We start from the raw sequence: 20411 nt of genomic DNA, 5'->3' as shown, positions 1-20411 counted from the left end.
GCGGCGCCGTCGGTGCCGCACCCCTCTCGACGCCCCGGACCCGGCAGCACCTCGCCGCGCTCCCCGGGAGAAACGGAGCCCACGTGGCGCTGCGCCTCTCCTCCCTGTTCCTGCGGACCCTCCGCGAAGACCCCGTCGACGCCGAGGTGGACAGCCACCGGCTGCTCGTGCGCGCCGGCTACATCCGCCGCGCCGCCCCCGGGATCTACACCTGGCTGCCGATGGGCCTGCGGGTGCTCGCGAAGGTGGAGCGGGTGGTGCGCGAGGAGATGGACGCGATCGGCGCCCAGGAGGTGCACTTCCCGGCGCTGCTGCCGCGCGAGCCCTACGAGGTCACCCACCGGTGGACGGAGTACGGCGAGAACCTCTTCCGCCTCAAGGACCGCAAGGAGGCCGACTACCTCCTCGCGCCCACGCACGAGGAGATGTTCACGCTGCTCGTGAAGGACCTGTACTCCTCCTACAAGGACCTCCCGGTCACCCTGTACCAGATCCAGGCGAAGTACCGCGACGAGGCCCGCCCGCGCGCCGGCCTCCTGCGCGGGCGCGAGTTCGTGATGAAGGACTCGTACTCCTTCGACGTCGACGACGCCGGGCTCGAGGAGTCCTACGCCCGGCACCGCGAGGCCTACGTCCGGATCTTCGAGCGACTGGGCCTGCCCGTGGCCGCCGTGTCGGCGCAGTCCGGGGCCATGGGCGGCTCCCGCTCGGAGGAGTTCCTGCACCCCACGCCGATCGGGGAGGACACGTTCGTGCGCTCGGCCGGGGGCTACGCGGCCAACGTCGAGGCGGTCACCACGGTGGTGCCGCCCGAGCGCGACGTCGACGCCGCGCCCGAGGCGCGCGTGCTCGACACCCCGGACAGCCCCACCATCGCCACGCTCGTGGAGCGCTCGAACGAGCTGCACCCGCGCGTCGAGGGGCCCTGGACCGCCGCCGACACGATGAAGAACGTGGTGCTGGCCGTCGTCCTGCCCGACGGCGGGCGTCGGCTCGTGGCGGTCGGCCTGCCCGGGGACCGCGCCGTGGACCTCAAGCGCATCGAGGCCGGCATCGGCGCCGCGCTCGAGGTCTCCGGGGAGCTGCTGGTGGAGCAGGCGACCGATGAGGACCTGCGCACCTGCCCGCTGCTGGTGAAGGGCTACATCGGGCCCGGACTCGGCCTCGACCAGGCCGTGCTCGGCGAGCGCTCCTCGACCGGGATCCCCTTCTTCGTGGACCCGCGGGTGGTCCGCGGCACCCGCTGGATCACCGGGGCGAACGTGGCCGGCAAGCACGTCTACGACCTCACGGCCGGGCGCGACTTCGCCTGGGACGGCGTGCTCGAGTGCGCGGAGGTCCGGGCCGGGGATCCCGCCCCGGACGGCTCCGGTCCGCTCGAGGCGGCCCGCGGCATCGAGATGGGGCACATCTTCCAGCTGGGCCGCAAGTACGCCGAGGCGCTCGGGCTGAAGGTCCTGGACCGCAACGGCAAGCTCGTCACCGTGACCATGGGCTCCTACGGCGTCGGCGTCACCCGCGCGGTGGCCGCCCTGGCCGAGGCCTACCACGACGACAGGGGACTGATCTGGCCCCGCCAGGTCGCCCCGGCCGACGTCCACGTGGTCGCCACCGGCAAGGGGCCCGAGGTGCTCGAGGAGGCCGAGCGGATCGTGGCCGAGCTCGAGGCCGAGGGCGTCGAGGTGATCTTCGACGACCGCCCCAAGGTGTCCCCGGGCGTGAAGTTCGGCGACGCCGAGCTGCTCGGCGTGCCCACCGTGCTGGTGGTCGGCCGCGGGCTGAAGGACGGCCTGCTGGAGCTCAAGGACCGCGCGAGCGGCACCAGCGAGGACGTGGCCCGGGACGGCGTCGCCGCGGCGGTCGTCGCAGCCGTGCGCGGCTGAGCCCGTGGACCAGCTCGAGGGCTGGCTGGGGGCCTCCGGCCTGGAGCAGGTGGAGCCCGGCGTCGTCGTCCTGCTGGTCGCAGCCGGGCTCGCCGCCGGCTTCATCGACGCCGTGGTGGGCGGCGGCGGGCTGCTGCAGGTGCCGGTGGTGCTCATAATGCCCGGGATCAGCCCGGTCCAGGCGCTGGCGACCAACAAGATGGGATCGGTGTTCGGCACCGCCACGAGCGCGCTGACGTTCTACCGCCGCACCTCCCCGGACCTGCGCACGGCCCTGCCCATGGCCGGGGTCGCGCTGGCCGGCAGCTTCGGCGGCGCCGCCCTGGCCGCGTCCCTGCCCGAGGAGGTGTTCCGGCCCGTCATCCTCGCGGCGCTGGTCGCCGTGCTGCTGTTCACCGTCGCCCAGCCGACCGTCGGCCAGCTCACCGAGCTGCGCCACAGCGGGGCGCGGCACTACGGGACCGCGATGGTGATCGGCACGGTCATCGGCTTCTACGACGGCGTGATGGGCCCGGGCACCGGGTCGTTCCTGGTGATCGCGATGATCACGCTGCTGGGCTACAGCTTCCTGGCCGCGAGCGCGAAGGCGAAGATCGTCAACCTGGCCACCAACGTGGGCGCCCTGCTGTTCTTCTTCGGGCACGGCTCGGTGCTGTGGGGCCTGGGGCTGCTGCTGGGCCTGTCCAACATGGTGGGCGGCTACCTCGGGGCGCGCACCGCCGTGGCCCGCGGCAGCCGGTTCATCCGGGTCGTGTTCCTGAGCGTGGTCTCGCTGCTGATCCTCAAGCTGGGCGTCGACGTGCTCCGCGGGGCCTGATCCCGCCGGCCCGCCCCCGGAGGGGCCGTGGCCGGGCACCCCGGCGCCCCGCGCGTCACGGCAGGCCGGGCGCGGCGGAGGGGTCGTCGGGGAGCACCCCGGGCAGGGCGTCCACCTCGCCGCCGAGCTCCGCGCGGAGCGTGCCGGCCCGCTCCAGCGCGTGCACCGCCCAGCAGCGCGTCGCCGGCCCGCCCCCGGCCAGGGCGTGCGCGGCGGCCTCCTGCACGTCGCCGGCCGCGACCGCGGCACCCCGGTGCGGGTCCTGCACGAGATCCGCGGGCAGGACGTAGGCCCCGGCCCGCAGCCCGGGCTCGGCCGCGAGCGCACCGCGCGCCACGGGCTCCTCCAGCAGCTCCGCCACGTCCTCCCGGGCCCGCCGCAGCGCACCGTCCGCCGGGGCGCCGCTCGGCCCGGTGCGGGCGGCCAGCGCCTCGAGGGCGTAGCCGGCCCGGTCCAGCGCGGACCACAGCACCGCCGCGGCGGGATCCGCCGCCCCGGAGCCGGGGTCCGCGCCGGGCGGGCACAGCCGCGGCATCCCGGCGTCCTCCCGGAGCCGCCCGGCCGTGGTCGCCCGCGAGGCCGCGGCGGCGCCGAGGACGCGGGCCAGGGCGGGGTCCTCGGCGGCCAGGGCGTCCCGGGCCAGGTCCGCGGCCGAGCGCGCCAGGGCGCCGGCGAGGTCCTCGGCGTCCGCGGGGGTCGCAGGTCCGGAGGCGTCCGCGGGGGAGGGCGGCGCGGCCCGCGCCGCGGGCGCCGGCCCGAGGGCGGTGAGCTGGCGGTCCAGGTCCGCCCGCACGGCCGCCCCCTCCCCGAGGGCCCCCAGGGAGGGGTGCCGCAGCAGCGCCTCCGTGCCCGACCACGCCTCCGCCCGCGCCGCCTCGTCCGGGGGCACCGGCCGCGCCGCGCCGAGCCACCAGCCGCCGGCCGCGGCGAGGAGCACCACCAGCACCGTCAGCAGCGCCGTCGGCAGCGGCGGGAGCGCCCGGCGGGCGGGCGGGCGGGGATCGGTCACCGGGGGCTCCTGGACGGGGGGAGGAGAAGGGCGGGGGCCCGCTTCATCATAGGATCTGCAGGAGCGACCCCGCCCGACCCGAGAGCACCAGGAGATCCCCGTGAGCGAGCAGAGCAGCACCGGACCCGACGACCAGCGACGGCTGGCCGAGCTGGTCGGGCCGGTCGTGGAGGAGGCGGGACTGGTCCTGGAGGACGTCGCCCTGCGGCCGAGCGGCACCGGGCTGGTGCTGCAGGTGCTCGTCGACCTCCCCGAGGACCGCACCGACAGCGTGGACATCGACCGGATCGCCGAGGTGGCCCGGGCGGTCTCCGACGCCCTGGACCGGGACGACCCCGTGCCCGGGTCCGCCTACGAGCTGGAGGTCTCCTCCCCGGGGGCCACCCGGGAGCTGACCGCGCCCCGGCACTGGCGGCGCTCGCTCGGCCGCCTGGTGCGCGTCACCCCCGTGGAGGGGGAGAAGTTCACCGCCCGGCTGCTGGAGGTGGCGCCGGACGGCGTGGTGCTGCAGCGCAGCCACCAGGCCAAGAAGGGCATGCCCGCGCGGCTGCTCGACCCGGAGCGGTGGCCGTTCGACCGCGTACGCCGGGCCAAGGTGGAGGTCGAGTTCACGGACTGAGCGCCGCGGGGCACCCCGGGGCGAGTGTAAGATGTGCCGTTGACGCCGCGGCGCCCGCCGGCGCCGCGGTCCGCAGTGCGACGACAACCGAGTACAACGAACGAGTGTGCGAACACGACCCGTGGCAGCGCTCCGTCCTCACCGACGGCGCGCTGTTTCGTCCCCGGGGTCGACACGTGAGGAAGGCCGGACATGGACATCGATATGAGCACCCTCCGACTGCTGGAGCGTGAGCGCGACATCCCCGTGGACCTGCTCATCCCCACGATCGAGCAGGCCCTGCTGCTGGCCTACCAGAAGAGCCCCGGGGCGCTGCCGGGCGCCCGCGCCGAGATCGAGCGCCGGAGCGGGCACGTGACCATCTGGGCCCCCGAGCTGGACGAGGACGGCGAGGCGGTCGGGGAGTTCGACGACACCCCGGCCGGCTTCGGGCGGATCGCGGCCTCCACGGCCCGCCAGGTCATCCTGCAGCGCCTGCGCGACGTCGAGGACGACGCCGTGCTCGGCCACTTCAAGGGCCGCGAGGGCGAGATCGTCTCCGGGCAGATCCAGCAGGGCCACAACCCGCACATGGTGCAGGTCGACCTCGGCACCGTGGAGGGCGTGCTGCCCCCGCACGAGCAGTCCCCGGGCGAGAAGTACCTGCACGGGTCGCGGATCCGCACCTTCGTGGTCGAGGTCAAGCGCGGCATGAAGGGCCCGTCCATCACGCTGTCCCGCTCCCACCCCGACCTCGTGCGCCGGCTCTTCGAGATGGAGGTGCCGGAGATCGCCGACGGCTCCGTGGAGATCATGGCCGTGGCCCGCGAGGCCGGGCACCGCACCAAGATCGCCGTGCGCGCCACCCAGGGCGGGATCAACGCCAAGGGCGCCTGCATCGGCGAGATGGGCTCCCGGGTCCGCGCGGTGATGAGCGAGCTGCACGACGAGAAGATCGACATCGTGGACTGGTCCGACGACCCGGCCCGCTGCATCGCCAACGCCCTGTCCCCGGCCAAGGTGTCCCGGGTCACCGTGCTGGACGAGCGCGCCCGCTCCTCCCGCGCCGTCGTCCCCGACACCCAGCTCTCCCTGGCCATCGGCAAGGAGGGGCAGAACGCCCGCCTCGCCGCGAAGCTCACCGGCTGGAAGATCGACATCGTCCCCGAGTCGAAGGCGTCCGCGCGGGCCTGAGCCCGCCCCCCCGGGGCCGGGCCCGCGCCGCCGCGCGGGCCCGGCCCCGGGCCTCCGCCCGCCCGGTTTCGGCTCAGGGCCGTCCCCGGGATAGACTGGTCCACGGTCAGATCGTTGGTGGTCCCTGTCCGGGGCCGGATCCCCGGCCCGCGCGGGCCGTCCCGACGTCCCGCCGCGAGACGAGGAGCCCTGAGTGAGTGCGGACTCCCGTCGCACGTGCATCGGATGCCGGGCCACCGACCACCCTGACCAGCTCGTACGTGTGGTGACCGAGCCGGACGACGGCGGCCGAAGGGCCGTGCTCGACCGGACCGGGCGCCTCGGCGGTCGTGGGGCCTGGCTCCACCCCTCCCGCGAGTGCCTGGACACGGCCCTGCGCCGGCGCGCCTTCCAGCGCGCGTTCCGGGCCCCCGTGGACACCGAGGGGATCGCCCCCGAGCTGGACGCCCTGCTGTCCTCGCGGACGGCCGGGCGACCGGGCGCACGAGTGCCGACCACAGCCGCCCCCGGGCGGCAGCCCGCGCGGTCCGACCGGACCGGTGACCACGTCCGCACGCGGGTCAGAACTGGAAAGCGAGTCAGAGAACCGATGGAAAACCGATGAGTGCCCAGCGATGAGTGCTTCGTTGTGCTCTGCCTACGGCCTCCTGGGCCGGCGCGCCGTCGTCGACGGCCGACACCCCGGGAGCCTCAACGGAAAATAAGTGGTTCGTGCCTGTTTCGGTGCGGACCGAGACAGGAGAGAAGTGGCCAAGCCCCGCGTTCACGAGCTCGCGAAAGAGCTCGGAATAACGTCCAAGGAAGCGATTTCCACGCTTCAGACCCTGGGTGAGTTCGTCCGAGGCGCGTCCTCGACCGTCGAGCCCCCCGTCGCCAAGAAGCTGCGCTCGGCGTTCGCCGACAAGGCCGACAAGGCCCCCGCGCGCCCGGCCGGCGGCAGCGCGCCGTCCCCGGCGAAGTCGGGTCGTCCCGCCCCCCGGCCCGGCACGTCCGCCCGCCCGGGCTCCGCCGCGCCCAGCCCGGCGGCCGCCAAGCCCGCCGAGAAGCCGGCCGCCCGGCCCGCCCAGCAGGCCCCCGCGCAGCCCCAGCAGCCGGCGGCCCGCGCCGAGCAGCCGGCCGCCCCGGAGCGTCCCGCCCCGCAGCGTCCCGCCTCGCCGGGCGCCAAGGCACCCAGCCCCGGGCCCCGCCCCGGCAACAACCCGTTCGCCACCCAGCAGGGGATGTCCCGCGGCGGGGCGCCCCGTCCGGGCTCGGCCGCGCCGCGCCCCGGCTCGGCGGCCCCCCGCCCGGGCTCGGCCGGACCCCGTCCCGGCGGGCCCCGTCCCGGCGGCCCCCGCCCGGGCAACAACCCGTTCGCCGCCCAGCAGGGCATGCGCACGGGCCGCCCGGAGCGTCCGGGCGGTCCCCGTCCCCAGGGCGCGGCCGGTCCCCGCCCGCAGGGCCAGGGCGCGGCCGGTCCGCGTCCGCAGGGCCAGGGCGGTCCCCGTCCCCAGGGCGGCCCCCGCCCCGGCGGCGCCCGTCCCAGCCCGAACATGATGCCCGGCCACACCTCCGGCGTGGCCCCGATCGGCTCCCGGCCGGCCGGCGGCGGAGCCGGCCCCCGGCGCGGCGGTCCCGGCGGCGCCGGCGGCGGCGGGTTCTCCCGTCCCGGCGGCGGTCCCGGCCGCGGCGGCCGCGGCGGCACCCAGGGCGCCTTCGGGCGCGGCGGTGCGCGCGGCAAGCAGCGCAAGTCGAAGCGGGCGAAGCGCCAGGAGCTCGAGCAGATGAAGGCCCCGTCCGTCGGCGGCGTCTCCGTGCCCCACGGCGACGGCACCACGGTCGTGCGGCTGCGCCGCGGCGCGTCCCTGACGGACTTCGCCGAGAAGATCAACGCGAACCCGGCCTCCCTCGTCACGGTGCTCATCCACCTCGGCGAGATGGCCACCCAGACGCAGTCCCTCGACGAGGACACCTTCCAGCTGCTGGGCGCCGAGCTCGGGTACCGGATCCAGGTCGTGTCCCCGGAGGACGAGGAGCGCGAGCTCTTCGAGTCCTTCGACATCGACCTGGAGGCGGAGGCCGCGGCCGAGGGCGACGACGTGCTCGAGGCGCGCCCGCCGGTCGTGACCGTCATGGGCCACGTCGACCACGGCAAGACCCGCCTGCTCGACGCGATCCGCAACACCAAGGTGATCGAGGGGGAGGCCGGCGGCATCACCCAGCACATCGGCGCCTACCAGATCGAGACCGAGGTGGACGGCCAGGAGCGGCAGATCACCTTCATCGACACCCCGGGCCACGAGGCGTTCACCGCCATGCGTGCCCGTGGTGCCCAGGTGACGGACATCGCCGTGCTCGTGGTCGCCGCGGACGACGGCGTCATGCCGCAGACGGTCGAGGCGCTCAACCACGCCCAGGCCGCTGGGGTGCCGATCGTGGTGGCGGTCAACAAGATCGACAAGCCCGAGGCGAACCCGGAGAAGATCCGCGGTCAGCTCACCGAGTACGGCCTGGTCCCGGAGGAGTACGGCGGCGACACCATGTTCGTCGACGTCTCGGCCCGCCAGAACCTGAACATCGACGACCTGCTGGACGCGATCGTGCTGACCGCGGACGGCGCGCTGGAGCTGCAGGCGAACCCCAACAAGGACGCCCGCGGTGTGGCCATCGAGGCGAACCTGGACAAGGGCCGCGGCGCGGTCTCGACCGTGCTCGTGCAGTCCGGCACGCTGCGCGTCGGCGACGCGATCGTCGCCGGCGCCGCGTACGGCCGCGTGCGCGCCATGTTCGACGAGAACGGCCAGTCGGTCGAGCAGGCCGGTCCCTCGCGGCCGGTGCAGGTGCTCGGCCTGGACTCGGTGCCCCGCGCCGGCGACACGTTCCTGTCCACCCCGGAGGAGCGCACCGCCCGCCAGATCGCCGAGAAGCGCCAGGCGGCGGACCGCAACGCGCTGCTCGCCAAGCGGCGCAAGCGGATCACGCTGGAGTCCTTCGACGAGGCCGTGGCCGCGGGCAAGATCGACACCCTCAACCTCATCATCAAGGGCGACGTGTCCGGTGCCGTCGAGGCGCTGGAGGACTCGCTGCTCAAGATCGACGTGGGCGAGGAGGTCCAGCTGCGCGTCATCCACCGCGGTGTGGGCGCGATCACCCAGAACGACGTCAACCTGGCGACCGTCGACAACGCCATCATCATCGGCTTCAACGTCCGTCCCGCCGAGCGCGTGACGGAGCTGGCCGACCGCGAGGGCGTCGAGATGAAGTTCTACTCGGTGATCTACAACGCCATCGACGACGTCGAGAGCGCGCTCAAGGGCATGCTCAAGCCGGAGTACGAGGAGGTGGAGCTCGGCACCGCCGAGATCCGCGAGGTGTACCGCTCCTCCAAGTGGGGCAACATCGCCGGTGCCTACATCACCAAGGGCACCATCCGCCGCAACTCCAAGGCCCGGCTGGTCCGGGACGGCAGCGTGGTGGCGGAGAACCTCTCGATCGACTCGCTGCGCCGGTTCAAGGACGACGCGACCGAGGTCCGCGAGGGCTACGAGTGCGGTATCGGGCTCGGGTCCTTCAACGACATCCGCGAGGGCGACCTCATCGAGACGTGGGAGATGCGCGAGAAGCCGCGCGCCTGACCCGTCCCCGGCCCCGCGACCCGCGCGCTGGGCCGCCCCGGGGGCGCGGACGGACCCGTCCGTGCCGCCGCCCCCGTCGGCGGCACCGCACCGCCGACCGACAGCACCCCCGATGAACCGAGGAGCACCCACCATGGCTGACGCAGCACGCGCCGCCCGACTCGCCGACCGGATCAAGGTGGTCGTGGCCCAGGCGCTCGAGCGCCGGGTCAAGGACCCCCGGCTCGGCTTCGTGACCATCACGGACGCCCGGGTGACCAACGACCTCCAGCACGCGACGCTGTACTACACGGTCTTCGGCACCGCGGAGGAGCAGGAGAGCACCCGTGCGGCCCTGGAGTCCGCCAAGGGCGTCCTGCGCAGCGAGGTCGGCCGCAACATCACGGCCCGCCTCACCCCGACCCTCACGTTCGTCCCGGACGAGATCCCCGTGAACGCCTCCCACCTGGAGGAGGTGCTGCGCGCCGCCAAGGAGAAGGACGCCGAGGTCGCCGCGCAGGCCGCCTCGGCCACCTGGGCGGCGGGGGAGGACCCCTACCGCAGGCCGGCCGAGGAGGACGACGAGTCCTCCCCGTCCCGCTGAGCGCGGCAGGCACCGGACCGGTGGCCCGCGCCCCGCACGACGTCCCGAGCCCGGACCCGTCCCTGCCGACGGTGTCCGGGCTCGTGGTCGTGGACAAGCCCGCCGGCTGGACCAGCCACGACGTCGTCGCCCGGATGCGCCGGCTCGCCGGCACCCGGAAGGTCGGCCACGCCGGGACCCTGGACCCCATGGCCACCGGGGTGCTCGTGGTGGGCGTGGAGAAGGCCACCCGCCTGCTGACCTGGGTGGTCGGCCAGGACAAGACCTACGAGGCCACCATCCGGCTGGGCCAGGCGACGGTGACCGACGACGCCGAGGGGGAGCTGGTCGCGGCGGCGGAGCCCGCCGCCGTGGCGGCCCTCACCGACGGGGCCGTGACCGCGGCGGTCGCCCGGCTCACCGGGGCCATCGAGCAGGTCCCCGCCAAGGTCAGCGCCATCAAGGTCGACGGCCGGCGGGCCTACGCCCGGGTGCGCGCCGGGGACGACGTGGAGCTCGCGGCCCGTCCCGTGACGGTCTCCGCCTTCGACGTGCACCGCACCACCCGGACCCACGACGACGCCGGCCGGCCCGTCCTCGACGTCGAGGCCACCGTCTCCTGCAGCACCGGCACCTACGTGCGCGCCCTGGCGCGGGACCTCGGCGAGGCCCTGGGCGTCGGCGGGCACCTCACCGCCCTGCGGCGCACCCGCGTGGGCGCCCTCACCCTCGAGCACGCCGCCACCCTGGAGCAGCTCTCGGCCGACGTCGCCGCGGGCCGCCCCCTGCCGGTGACCACCCTCGAGCAGGCCGCCGCGGGGCTGTTCCCCGTCCGCCGGCTCACGGCCGCCGAGGCCGGGGACCTCGCCGACGGGCGCCGGATCGGGCCCTCCGCCGGGGACCCGGCGGAGGGCCCCCTGGACAACGACGTCGTCACCGCCGGCCTCGCCCCGGACGGGCGGCTCGTGGCGCTGCTGCAGGACCGGGGCAACCGCGGCGCCCGCACGGCCAAGCCCGTGCTGGTCTTCCTGCCGGGGGAGCGGTTCAGCGCCGCCGAGCCGCCCGCCGCGCCGGGACGGGACCGCTGATGCTGTGGGGCTACGACGGCTGGTTCTGGGCCGCCGTGCTGCTCGGCGGTGCGTCCTTCCTGGTGTGCGCGGTGCAGGCCCTGCGGGGCCGGCGGCCCGACGACGTCACCCAGGGCTCCGTGCTGCTGCTGGAGGCCTTCCTGCTCGCCTACGCGGTGGGCTCGGTCGTGATGCACGTGCTGGGCCCCGCGCCCACCGGCTCGGCCCTCGAGTACTGGGGCTACCTGCTGACCGCGCTGCTCATCCCCGCCGGGACCTTCGTGTGGTCGTTGGTGGAGCGCTCGGCCTGGTCCAACTACGTGCTCGCCGCCGCGGGGCCGGTGGTGGTGATCATGGTCTACCGCATGAACTTCATCTGGTACTACCAGTGAGCCCCCGCCCGCCGTCCGACCCGCCCGACCAGGAGACCGCCCGATGAACCACCAGCCCGAGCCCGGCCGCACCCGGCTGCAGCAGCGCTTCGGACCCCGGGCGGGTGGCGTGCGCGCCGACCGGAAGTCCTCGGGCCTCGGCCGTCTCGTCGTGGTGGTCTACGCGGTGTTCTCCCTCTCCGCCGGGGTCCGCTCCCTGTACCAGATCCTCACCGACTTCGGCGCCGCCCCGCTGCCGTACCTGCTCTCCGCCCTCGCCGCGGCGGTGTACGTGCTGGCCACCGTGGCCCTGGCCCGGCCCGGCGCCCGCTGGTACCGCGTGGCCGTGGCGGCGGTGCTGGTCGAGCTGTGCGGGGTGCTCGGCGTGGGGCTGCTCTCGGTGCTCGCCCCCGGGCTCTTCCCCGAGGCCAGCGTGTGGTCGCACTTCGGCGAGGGCTACGGCTACGTGCCGCTGGTCCTGCCCCTGGCCGGGCTCGCGTGGCTGTGGCGCTCCCGTCCCCGGGCCGGGGCCCCGGGGGCCTGAGCACCCCGCCGGCGCCCGCCCGTCCCGAGCGCGCGCCGGGCGGGCGCCGGGCGGGCGCCGGCAGCGGGTAGGCTCGTGCGCGGGCCGGAGCGCCCCGCGCCGCACCCCTCCCGAAAGGACCACGCCCATGCCCGCACGCCCCGACGGCGCCGGAGACTACGACGTCCCCGTCCTCACCGACGGGACCGTGGTCCTGCGCCGCCTCGACGAGCGCGACGTCCCGCAGCTGGCCCGCAACTGCGCGGACCCCGCGGCCGCCGAGTTCACCACCGTGCCGCTGGGCTACACGGACGCCGACGCCCGGTGGTACGTCGAGCACTTCGTCCCCGAGGCCTGGCGCGCGGGCCGCGAGTACAACTGGGCCGCCGCCGACGCCGCGACCGACCGTCTCTACGGCACCGTGGGGTTCAACGCGCTGCGCGGCACCACCGCCGACGTCGGGCTCAACTTCGGCCCGCACGCCCGGGGCACCGGGGCCGCCGAGGCCGCCTGCCGGCTGCTGCTCGCGCACGGCTTCGAGCACCTGGGCCTGACCTATGCTTACTGGGTGGCGAAGGTCCCCAACTGGGCCAGCCGGAAGCTCGCGTGGAAGCTGGGGTTCCGCTCGCCGGTGCGCATCGACGGGTTCATGGAGCAGCGCGGCGCCTCCGTGGACGCCTGGATCCTCACCCTCGGGGCCGACGACCCCCGCGCCCCCCAGGCCGCCTGGGACGGCCCGCCCCCGCCCGGCGCGCGGCGCTGACCCCCGCCCCGCCCTGTTCCTGCCTGTCCCGATCCTGCGAGGAGAACCGTGTTCCGCTGGCGAGACCTCTCTGACGTCCCCGCGGGCTTCGGCCCGTCGGTGGTCACCCTCGGCAACTTCGACGGCGTCCACCGGGGCCACCAGCAGGTGATGTCCCAGCTCGTCAGCTCCGCCCGCGAGCGCGGCTGGGCCTCGGTCGTGGTGACGTTCGACCCGCACCCCGCCCGGGTGCACCGGCCGGACAGCCCGCCGGGGCTGATCATGGGCACCGAGGACAAGCTCGACGCCCTCGAGCAGACCGGGGCGGACGCGGTGCTCGTGCTGGCCTACACCCTGGAGTTCGCCGAGCAGACCACCGAGGAGTTCGTGCTGGGCACCCTGGTCGGGCCGCTCGGCGCCCGCTGCCTGGTGGTCGGCTCCGACACCCGCCTGGGCCGGGGCAACTCCGGCAACATCGACACGCTGCGGGAGCTGGGGGAGCGGCACGGCTTCGAGGTCCGGGTGGTCGACGACCTGCTCGACCCGCTGGACGGGGAGGACTCCCGGCACGCCCCGCCGGGCGAGCGGCGCTGCTCGTCGACGTGGATCCGCTCGTGCCTGCAGGCCGGGGACGTGCGCGCCGCCGCCCGGCTGCTCGGGCGCAACCACCGGGTGCGCGGGGAGGTGGTGCACGGGGCGGCCCGGGGGCGGGAGCTGGGCTACCCCACGGCCAACCTGGCCGCCGAGACGGCCGGGTTCGTCCCCGCGGACGGCGTCTACGCCGGCTGGCTGGTCGACGCCCACGGCACCCGCTGGCCCACCGCGATCTCCGTGGGCTCCAACCCCACGTTCGAGAACGTCCCGCGGCAGGTGGAGGCCCACGTCATCGACCGCCCCGCGGAGCGGGTCGAGGACTTCGACCTCTACGGCCAGGACGTGGTCGTCGAGTTCGTGGAGCGGCTGCGCGGGATGGTCGCCTACGAGGGCGTCGACAAGCTCGTGGCGCAGATGGACGAGGACGTGGCCCGCACCCGCCGGATCCTGGCCGCCGAGGGCTGAGCCCCCGGCGGCACCGCGCTACATCTCCTCGTGGGTGTTCGGGTCGAAGCCCGAGCCGCTGATCCCGGTGTGCAGCATCTGCAGCCGCTGCATCTGCTCCTCGTCGAGCTCCCAGTCGAGGACGTCCAGGTTCTCGGCCATCCGCCGGGTGTCGGAGGTCTTCGGGATCGGCACGGTCCGGGACTGCAGGTGCCAGCGCAGCACGACCTGCGCCGGGGTGCGCCCGGTCCGGCGGGCGATCCGCGCGATCCACTCGTGCTGGAGGAGGTCCGTCTTGCGGCCCAGCGGGGACCACGCCTGGGTGACGATGCGGTGCTCCTCGTGGAACTCCCGCAGCCGATCCTGCTGGTACTGCGGGTGCAGCTCGACCTGGTTCACCGCCGGGGTCGCCCCGGTCTCCGCCACGAGGCGGCGGATGTGCGCCGGGGTGAAGTTGGACACCCCCACCGAGCGGACGAGGCCCTCCTCCTGCAGCTCCAGCATGGTCCGCCACGTCTCCACGTAGCGGTCCACCGACGGGTTCGGCCAGTGGATGAGGTAGAGGTCCACGTGGTCGGTGCCCAGCCGCCGCAGGGACCCGTCGAGGGAGCGGCGCACGGCGTCGGTGCCGTGGTCCCGGCCCGGCAGCTTGGTGGTCAGGAACAGCTCGTCGCGGGGGACGCCGGAGGCGGCGACCCCGCGGCCCACCCCGGTCTCGTTGCCGTAGTTCATGGCCGTGTCGACCATCCGGTAGCCGAGCATCAGCGCCTCGGCGACGTTCGCCTCCGCCTCGGCGTCGTCCATGGGGTAGGTCCCCAGGCCGATCACGGGGATCCGCCGGCCGTCCCGCATGGTGTGCGTGCGGCCGGCGGGCTCGGGGCCCCGGCCCTCGTGGGTGTCCTTGCTCACGGGCTGCTCCTGTGTTCCGTGCCCGGGCGCGGGTGCGCGCCGGGCCCTGGTCGTGGTGTCCCTCCCATCTTGGCCCACGGCCCCGGGAGCACCCAGCCCAGCGCGCCGCGGGCCGCCGCGCTGGGGCGATCTGCGCGCGTCCGGTAGACTTGAGGGCGGTCCGACTGCAGTCCGTGGTTGTCGGGCCCCCGGGAGCTCCCGGGACCCGGCGGCGAACCCGCCGCCCGGGCCGCACGGTACTGACTCGAACGGAGTTACACGTGGCACTCGACGCCGCCGTCAAGCAGCAGATCATCCAGGACTTCGCCACCCACGAGGGCGACACCGGTTCGCCCGAGGTGCAGATCGCGGTCCTGACCCGCCGGATCGCCGATCTGACGGAGCACCTGAAGCAGCACAAGCACGACCACCACACCCGCCGCGGCCTGATGGCCCTGGTCGGTCGCCGCCGCCGCATGCTGACCTACCTGCACGACACCGACATCACGCGCTACCGCACGCTCATCGAGCGCCTCGGCCTGCGCCGCTAGGCGGCCCCCGGCGGCGCCCGCCCGGTCCCCGGGCGGGCGCCGCCGAGCACCACCCCGTCCGCCCCGGACGGGTGAGCAGCACCGCACACAGCACCACCACCGAACCCCAGACGGGGCCGCCGCGCCGATCATTCGCGGTCCTCGGTAGTGATCTCCGGAAACCGGACGGCCCCTCGGGGCCCCGGCGGTCCGTGGATCTCGATCGAAGACCGGGTGGCGCGCGGACCGCCCCGCCGACACGAAACGGAGGTGACCCTTGGAGGGTCCCGAGATCCAGTACGCCGAAGCCGTCATCGACAACGGCTCCTACGGAAAGCGCGTCGTGCGCTTCGAGACCGGCCGCCTCGCCAAGCAGGCCGCCGGCTCCACCCTCGTCTCCATCGACGAGGACACCACCATGCTCTCGGCCACCACGGTGGGCAAGTCCCCCCGCGAGGGCTTCGACTTCTTCCCCCTGACGGTCGACGTCGAGGAGCGCATGTACGCCGCCGGGCGCATCCCCGGCTCGTTCTTCCGCCGCGAGGGCCGCCCCTCCACGGACGCGATCCTCACCTGCCGCCTCATCGACCGCCCGCTGCGCCCGGCCTTCGGCAAGGGCATCCGCAACGAGGTCCAGGTCGTCGTGACGATCCTGTCCATCAACCCGGACGAGATCTACAACACCGTGGCGATCAACGCCGCGTCCATGTCCACCACCCTGTCCGGCATGCCCTTCCAGGGCCCGGTCGGCGGCGTGCGCATGGCCCTGATGGCCGGGGAGAACGGCCAGCACCAGTGGGTGGCCTTCCCGAAGCACTCCCAGCTCGAGAACGCCGTGTTCGACATGGCCGTGGCCGGGCGGGTCGTCACCGGCAGGGACGGCACCGAGGACGTCGCGATCATGATGGTCGAGGCCGAGGCCACCGACAACTCCTGGACCCTGATCAAGGACAACGGCGCCGTGGCCCCCACGGAGGAGCTCGTGGCCCAGGGCCTCGAGGCCGCCAAGCCCGCGATCAAGGCCCTGTGCGACGCCCAGGCCGACCTCAAGGCCCGCGCCGGCAAGCCCGCCCTGGAGCTGCCGCGCTTCGGCGGCTTCGGCGACGACGTCAAGGAGGCCGTGGCGGCCGCCGTCGGCACCCGGCTCGCCGAGGTCTACTCGATCCCCGGCAAGCAGGAGCGCGAGGCCGCGACCGACGAGCTCCACCGGTCGACCCTGGCGGAGCTGACCGGGGAGGGCAAGCCCTTCGCGGACCGCAAGGACGAGGTCAACGGCGCCTACCAGGCCCTGACCAAGCAGACCGTGCGCCAGCGGATCCTCACCGAGCAGGTGCGCATCGACGGCCGCGGCCTGACGGACATCCGCCAGCTCACCGCCGAGGTGGAGGTCCTGCCCCGGGTGCACGGCTCGGCGATCTTCGAGCGCGGCGAGACCCAGATCATGGGCGTCACCACGCTGAACATGCTCAAGATGGAGCAGCAGATCGACTCGCTGTCCCCGGTCAAGCACAAGCGCTACGTGCACCACTACAACTTCCCGCCCTACTCCACCGGCGAGACCGGCCGCGTGGGCTCCCCGAAGCGCCGCGAGATCGGCCACGGGGCGCTGGCCGAGCGGGCCATCACCCCGGTGCTGCCCTCCCGCGAGGAGTTCCCCTACGCCATCCGCCAGGTCTCGGAGGCGCTGGGCTCCAACGGCTCCACGTCGATGGGCTCCGTGTGCGCCTCGACCCTGTCGCTGCTCAACGCCGGCGTGCCGCTGCGCGCCCCGGTGGCCGGCATCGCCATGGGCCTGGTCTCGGACGAGGTGGACGGGGAGACCCGCTACGCCGCGCTGACCGACATCCTGGGCGCGGAGGACGCGCTGGGTGACATGGACTTCAAGGTCGCCGGCACCGCCGAGTTCGTGACCGCCATCCAGCTCGACACCAAGCTGGACGGCATCCCCTCCTCCGTCCTGGACGCGGCCCTGACCCAGGCCCGCGAGGCCCGGCTGCACATCCTCGGGGTGCTCAACGCCGCCATCGACCGGCCGGACGAGATGAGCGAGTTCGCCCCGCGCGTGATCTCCGTGACGGTGCCCGTCTCCAAGATCGGCGAGGTCATCGGCCCCAAGGGCAAGATGATCAACCAGATCCAGGAGGACACCGGCACCGACATCTCGATCGAGGACGACGGCACCGTCTACATCGGCGCCACCGACGGCCCCTCGGCCGAGGCGGCCCGCGCGGCGATCAACGCGATCGCCAACCCGCAGGTCCCGGAGGTCGGCGAGCGCTACCTGGGCACCGTGGTCAAGACCACGACCTTCGGCGCCTTCGTCTCCCTGACCCCGGGCAAGGACGGCCTGCTGCACATCTCGGAGCTGCGCAAGCTCAACGAGGGCAAGCGCGTCACCGACGTCGAGGACGTCCTCGGCGTGGGCCAGAAGGTCCAGGTGGAGATCACCAAGGTCGACGACCGCGGCAAGCTCTCGCTGGCCCCGGTGGTCGCGGAGGAGCCCAACGTCTTCCCCGAGGACGACGGCGCCTCCGAGGTCTGAGCCGGGTCCCTCCCGCGCGCAGCAGAGCACGAGCACAGAAAGCAGCACAACTGGATGACGGCAGTCGATCTGCCGCTGGAGGCGGGCGACCGCGGCCCGGGGACCACCCCGGGCCCGGGAGCCCGCCTCTCGGCGGTCCTGAGCAGTTCACCGACCACCACCGCCGAGGCGCTGACCGCCGCGGCCGGGGGGTTCACGCACACCCTGCACGAGGGCGAGGGCGGCAACGTGGTGCGGCGCACCGTGCTGCCGTGCGGCACCCGCGTGCTCACCGAGCGGATGCCGGCCCAGCGCGCCGTGACGGTCGGCTTCTGGGTGGGCGTCGGCTCCCGCGACGAGCAGCCGGGGCGGCTGGGCTCCACCCACTTCCTGGAGCACCTGCTGTTCAAGGGCACCACGCGGCGCTCGGCGCTGCAGATCGCCGAGGCCTTCGACGAGGTGGGCGGGGAGTCCAACGCGGCCACGGCCAAGGAGCACACCTGCTACTACGCCCGGGTGCTCGCCGAGGACCTGCCGATGTCCATCGACGTCATCACGGACATGGTGACCTCGGCCGTCCTGGACCCGGAGGAGCTCGAGCGGGAACGGGGGGTGATCCTCGAGGAGCTGGCCATGGACAAGGACGACCCCGAGGACGTCGCCTTCGAGGAGTTCACCCAGCGGGTGCTGGGCGAGCACCCGCTGGGCCGGCCGATCGGCGGGACGCCGGAGGAGATCCTGGCCGTGCCCCGCGACGCGGTGCTCGAGCACTACCGGCGGCACTACCGGCCGGAGGGCCTCGTGGTGACGGCCGCCGGCGGGCTGGAGCACGACCTGGTCGTGGCCCTCGTCGCGGAGGCCCTCGGCCGGGCCGGCTGGGACCCGTCCGCCCCGGCCGCCCCGGTGGCCCGGCGCGAGCGCACCCCCGCCCCGCTGGCCCCCGCGTGGGGCGAGCACTTCCTGGAGCGGCCCGTGGAGCAGACCAACGTGCTCGTGGGCCGGCCCGGGATCGTGGCCGGCGACGAGCGCCGCTTCGCCATGACCGTGCTCAACGCCGCCCTGGGCGGGGGGATGTCCTCCCGCCTGTTCCAGGAGATCCGCGAGAAGCGCGGGCTGGCCTACAGCACGTTCTCCTTCACGGGGGCGTACTCGGACGCGGGCTACTTCGGGATGTACGCCGGGTGCCTGCCGGCGCGCACCGACGAGGTCGTGGCCCTGATGACCGGCGAGCTCGAGACCCTCGCCGCGGACGGGATCGGTGCCGACGAGCTGCGCAAGGTGGTCGGCCAGCTCGGCGGCGGCACCGTGCTCGCCCTGGAGGACACCGGCTCGCGGATGTCGCGGCTGGGCTCGGCGGAGCTGAAGTCGGGGGAGTTCCTCGACATCGACGAGTCGCTGGACCGGGTGCGCTCCGTGACCCCGGAGCAGGTCCGGGAGCTCGCCGGGTGGCTCGCCGAGGGCCCGGTCGTCACCACCATCGTGGCGCCCTCCCGCCGCTGACCGCCGTCCCCGCACCCCTGTGACCTAGAGTTGGAGCCATGACCGACAGCACCGCCCCCGTGACCACCGACGCCGCGGCGTCCGCCCCCGCCGAGGTGCGGGTCGCCGTGCTCGGCGCCCGCGGCCGGATGGGCAGCGAGGCCGTGCAGGCGGTGCGCCGCGCCGAGGGCCTGCAGCTCGTGGCCGAGCTCGGCCGGGAGGACTCCCTGCAGGCCCTCGTCGCCGCCGGCGCCGAGGTGGTGGTCGACCTCACGGTGCCCTCCGCCACGGAGGCCAACGTCCGCTTCGCCGTGGAGCACGGCATCCACTGCGTGGTGGGCACCACCGGCTGGGACGCCGAGCGGCTGGAGCGGCTCGAGGAGCTCCTGGCCGCCCACCCCGGGGTGGGCGTGCTGATCGCCCCCAACTTCTCGGTCGGGGCGGTGCTGGCCATGCGCTTCTCCGCCCAGGCCGCGCGGTTCTTCGAGTCGGTGGAGATCGTCGAGCTGCACCACCCGGACAAGGTCGACGCCCCCTCCGGCACCGCCGCGCGCACCGCGGCCCTCGTCGGCGAGGCGCGGCGGGCCGCCGGGGTGGCGCCGTCGCCCGACGCCACCGAGCACGACCCGGCCGGCGCGCGCGGGGCGCTCGTCGACGACGTCCGGGTGCACTCCGTACGCCTGCGCGGCCTGGTGGCCCACCAGGAGACGCTGCTGGGCGGCGTCGGGGAGCAGCTGACCATCCGGCACGACTCCTTCGACCGGATCTCCTTCATGACCGGCGTGGTCCTCGGCGTGCGCCGGGTCGGCGCCCACCCCGGTCTCACGCACGGCCTCGAGAGCTACCTCGACCTGGAGCTGTGACCCGATGGGCTCGTTGCGCGTCTGGGGCTGGCTGCTGCTCGCGGCGGGCGCCCTGACCCTGTGGCTGCTGCCGCTCCCGGACGGCTCGAAGCTGTGGATCCTCGCGGTGCTCGTCTTCGCCGGCGTCTTCACGCTGCTGGAGTCCACCAGCCGGGCCAAGGCGCTGGCCGCGGCCATGACCGCCCTGCTCGTCGTCTATCTCGCCCTGAGCCTGCACCGCGCGGCCCTGCTGCTGGCCACCGAGGGGTGGATCCCCAAGGCCTTCGGCCTCGCCCTGCTGGTGCTGCCGGCCGTGGGCGTGTGGGCGCTGGTGCGCGAGGTGCTCTTCGGCGTCCGCACCGAGCAGCTCGGCCGCATCCTGGAGGCCGAGGGCGGGCTGCCCGCGGACGACCTGCCGCGCACCCCGGGCGGCCGGATCGTGCGCGAGGCCGCCGACGAGCGGTTCCACGTCCACCGGGCGCGGACCGAGGAGGACCCCGGGGACTGGCGCAACTGGTACCGGCTCTCCCTGGCCTACGCCGCCGCCGGGGACCGCCGCCGCGCCCGCTCCGCGATGCGCGACGCCGTGGCCCTGTCCCGCGGGCGCCCGGCCCGCAACGTGGAGGCCTCCGGCCCGGCCGGCGACGGCCGGGACTGAGCGGTGGCCGCCGCGACCCGCACCGCCGGCGGCCCCTCGGCCGGCCGCCCCGGCGCGGGCCCGGGTCCGGAGGCG

The 20411-nt window shown here is 74.7% G+C and carries 19 protein-coding genes; 17 read left to right on the top strand and 2 right to left on the bottom strand.

Translation table 11 applies throughout. From position 1 onward, the window contains the following. Positions 1–83 precede the first annotated feature (83 nt). Entirely contained in the window at positions 84–1883 is a 1800-nt protein-coding gene (locus ACWCOM_RS11550) for a proline--tRNA ligase (protein WP_454548892.1), read from the top strand. A gap of 4 nt (positions 1884–1887) precedes the next feature. After that, a complete protein-coding gene (locus tag ACWCOM_RS11545) occupies positions 1888–2700 on the top strand; it encodes a TSUP family transporter (protein WP_454548891.1) in 813 nt (270 codons plus the stop codon). 55 nt (positions 2701–2755) lie between these two features. Here the strand turns inward: ACWCOM_RS11545 and ACWCOM_RS11540 are convergent, their stop codons facing one another. Continuing rightward, positions 2756–3709, bottom strand: a complete 954-nt coding sequence (locus ACWCOM_RS11540) for a hypothetical protein (protein ID WP_454548890.1) — start codon at positions 3707–3709, stop codon at positions 2756–2758. Between the two features lie 100 nt (positions 3710–3809). Here ACWCOM_RS11540 and ACWCOM_RS11535 point away from each other — a divergent pair, with 100 nt between their 5' ends. From ACWCOM_RS11535 to ACWCOM_RS11490, 10 genes are all read left to right on the top strand, one after another. Beyond that, positions 3810–4328: a ribosome maturation factor RimP gene (locus ACWCOM_RS11535; RefSeq protein WP_454548889.1), complete on the top strand. Its 519-nt coding sequence runs from the start codon at positions 3810–3812 to the stop codon at positions 4326–4328. A gap of 192 nt (positions 4329–4520) precedes the next feature. Beyond that, complete coding sequence (nusA, locus tag ACWCOM_RS11530; RefSeq protein ID WP_454548888.1) at positions 4521–5501, top strand: transcription termination factor NusA; 981 nt, start codon at positions 4521–4523, stop codon at positions 5499–5501. Between the two features lie 193 nt (positions 5502–5694). After that, a complete protein-coding gene (locus ACWCOM_RS11525) occupies positions 5695–6105 on the top strand; it encodes a YlxR family protein (protein ID WP_454548887.1) in 411 nt (136 codons plus the stop codon). A gap of 142 nt (positions 6106–6247) precedes the next feature. Then, positions 6248–9115 carry a translation initiation factor IF-2 gene (infB, locus tag ACWCOM_RS11520; protein WP_454548886.1) on the top strand — a complete coding sequence of 956 codons (2868 nt, stop codon included), beginning with the start codon at positions 6248–6250 and terminating at the stop codon, positions 9113–9115. Positions 9116–9248: 133 nt separating this feature from the next. Then, complete coding sequence (rbfA, locus tag ACWCOM_RS11515) at positions 9249–9698, top strand: 30S ribosome-binding factor RbfA (RefSeq protein ID WP_047802801.1); 450 nt, start codon at positions 9249–9251, stop codon at positions 9696–9698. 20 nt (positions 9699–9718) lie between these two features. Next, a complete protein-coding gene (gene truB, locus ACWCOM_RS11510; protein ID WP_454548885.1) occupies positions 9719–10765 on the top strand; it encodes a tRNA pseudouridine(55) synthase TruB in 1047 nt (348 codons plus the stop codon). Beyond that, positions 10765–11136 (top strand): hypothetical protein, encoded by a 372-nt coding sequence (locus ACWCOM_RS11505; protein WP_454548884.1) that lies wholly within the window; start codon positions 10765–10767, stop codon positions 11134–11136. Before truB ends, ACWCOM_RS11505 begins: the two co-directional genes overlap by 1 nt. A 43-nt stretch (positions 11137–11179) precedes the next feature. Next, positions 11180–11659 (top strand): hypothetical protein, encoded by a 480-nt coding sequence (locus tag ACWCOM_RS11500; RefSeq protein WP_454548883.1) that lies wholly within the window; start codon positions 11180–11182, stop codon positions 11657–11659. A 127-nt stretch (positions 11660–11786) separates the two neighbouring features. Next, on the top strand, positions 11787–12401 hold the full coding sequence (locus tag ACWCOM_RS11495; protein WP_454548882.1) for a GNAT family N-acetyltransferase: 615 nt from the start codon (positions 11787–11789) through the stop codon (positions 12399–12401). Positions 12402–12449: 48 nt separating this feature from the next. After that, the gene (locus ACWCOM_RS11490) at positions 12450–13439 is read left to right on the top strand and encodes a bifunctional riboflavin kinase/FAD synthetase (RefSeq protein ID WP_454548881.1); all 990 of its coding nucleotides are present in this window, start codon (positions 12450–12452) and stop codon (positions 13437–13439) included. A gap of 18 nt (positions 13440–13457) precedes the next feature. On the opposite strand, the gene ACWCOM_RS11485 is transcribed toward ACWCOM_RS11490, so the two are convergent. Next, on the bottom strand, positions 13458–14327 hold the full coding sequence (locus tag ACWCOM_RS11485) for an aldo/keto reductase (protein ID WP_454548880.1): 870 nt from the start codon (positions 14325–14327) through the stop codon (positions 13458–13460). A gap of 260 nt (positions 14328–14587) precedes the next feature. Here ACWCOM_RS11485 and rpsO point away from each other — a divergent pair, with 260 nt between their 5' ends. From rpsO to ACWCOM_RS11460, 5 genes are all read left to right on the top strand, one after another. Beyond that, complete coding sequence (rpsO, locus tag ACWCOM_RS11480; protein WP_162459734.1) at positions 14588–14857, top strand: 30S ribosomal protein S15; 270 nt, start codon at positions 14588–14590, stop codon at positions 14855–14857. Positions 14858–15113: 256 nt separating this feature from the next. Then, complete coding sequence (locus ACWCOM_RS11475) at positions 15114–17378, top strand: polyribonucleotide nucleotidyltransferase (RefSeq protein ID WP_454548879.1); 2265 nt, start codon at positions 15114–15116, stop codon at positions 17376–17378. A gap of 54 nt (positions 17379–17432) precedes the next feature. Further along, positions 17433–18857, top strand: a complete 1425-nt coding sequence (locus ACWCOM_RS11470; RefSeq protein ID WP_454548878.1) for a M16 family metallopeptidase — start codon at positions 17433–17435, stop codon at positions 18855–18857. A gap of 38 nt (positions 18858–18895) precedes the next feature. Next, the gene (dapB, locus tag ACWCOM_RS11465; protein WP_454548877.1) at positions 18896–19699 is read left to right on the top strand and encodes a 4-hydroxy-tetrahydrodipicolinate reductase; all 804 of its coding nucleotides are present in this window, start codon (positions 18896–18898) and stop codon (positions 19697–19699) included. A 4-nt stretch (positions 19700–19703) separates the two neighbouring features. Further along, positions 19704–20336 (top strand): hypothetical protein, encoded by a 633-nt coding sequence (locus ACWCOM_RS11460; RefSeq protein ID WP_454548876.1) that lies wholly within the window; start codon positions 19704–19706, stop codon positions 20334–20336. The last annotated feature ends 75 nt before the right edge of the window (positions 20337–20411 follow it).

It is taken from the genome of Kocuria sp. KH4 (assembly GCF_053711175.1).
This window is presented reverse-complemented; position numbering and strand designations above follow the sequence as displayed.

What these genes read in the sequence shown, in the direction of transcription:
- nusA (WP_454548888.1), top strand. Translation starts at nt 4,521, where the DNA reads ATGGACATCGATATGAGCACCCTCCGACTGCTGGAGCGTGAGCGCGAC.
- rbfA (WP_047802801.1), top strand. Translation starts at nt 9,249, where the DNA reads ATGGCTGACGCAGCACGCGCCGCCCGACTCGCCGACCGGATCAAGGTG.
- ACWCOM_RS11505 (WP_454548884.1), top strand. Translation starts at nt 10,765, where the DNA reads ATGCTGTGGGGCTACGACGGCTGGTTCTGGGCCGCCGTGCTGCTCGGC.
- ACWCOM_RS11500 (WP_454548883.1), top strand. Translation starts at nt 11,180, where the DNA reads ATGAACCACCAGCCCGAGCCCGGCCGCACCCGGCTGCAGCAGCGCTTC.
- ACWCOM_RS11495 (WP_454548882.1), top strand. Translation starts at nt 11,787, where the DNA reads ATGCCCGCACGCCCCGACGGCGCCGGAGACTACGACGTCCCCGTCCTC.
- ACWCOM_RS11470 (WP_454548878.1), top strand. Translation starts at nt 17,433, where the DNA reads ATGACGGCAGTCGATCTGCCGCTGGAGGCGGGCGACCGCGGCCCGGGG.
- dapB (WP_454548877.1), top strand. Translation starts at nt 18,896, where the DNA reads ATGACCGACAGCACCGCCCCCGTGACCACCGACGCCGCGGCGTCCGCC.
- ACWCOM_RS11460 (WP_454548876.1), top strand. Translation starts at nt 19,704, where the DNA reads ATGGGCTCGTTGCGCGTCTGGGGCTGGCTGCTGCTCGCGGCGGGCGCC.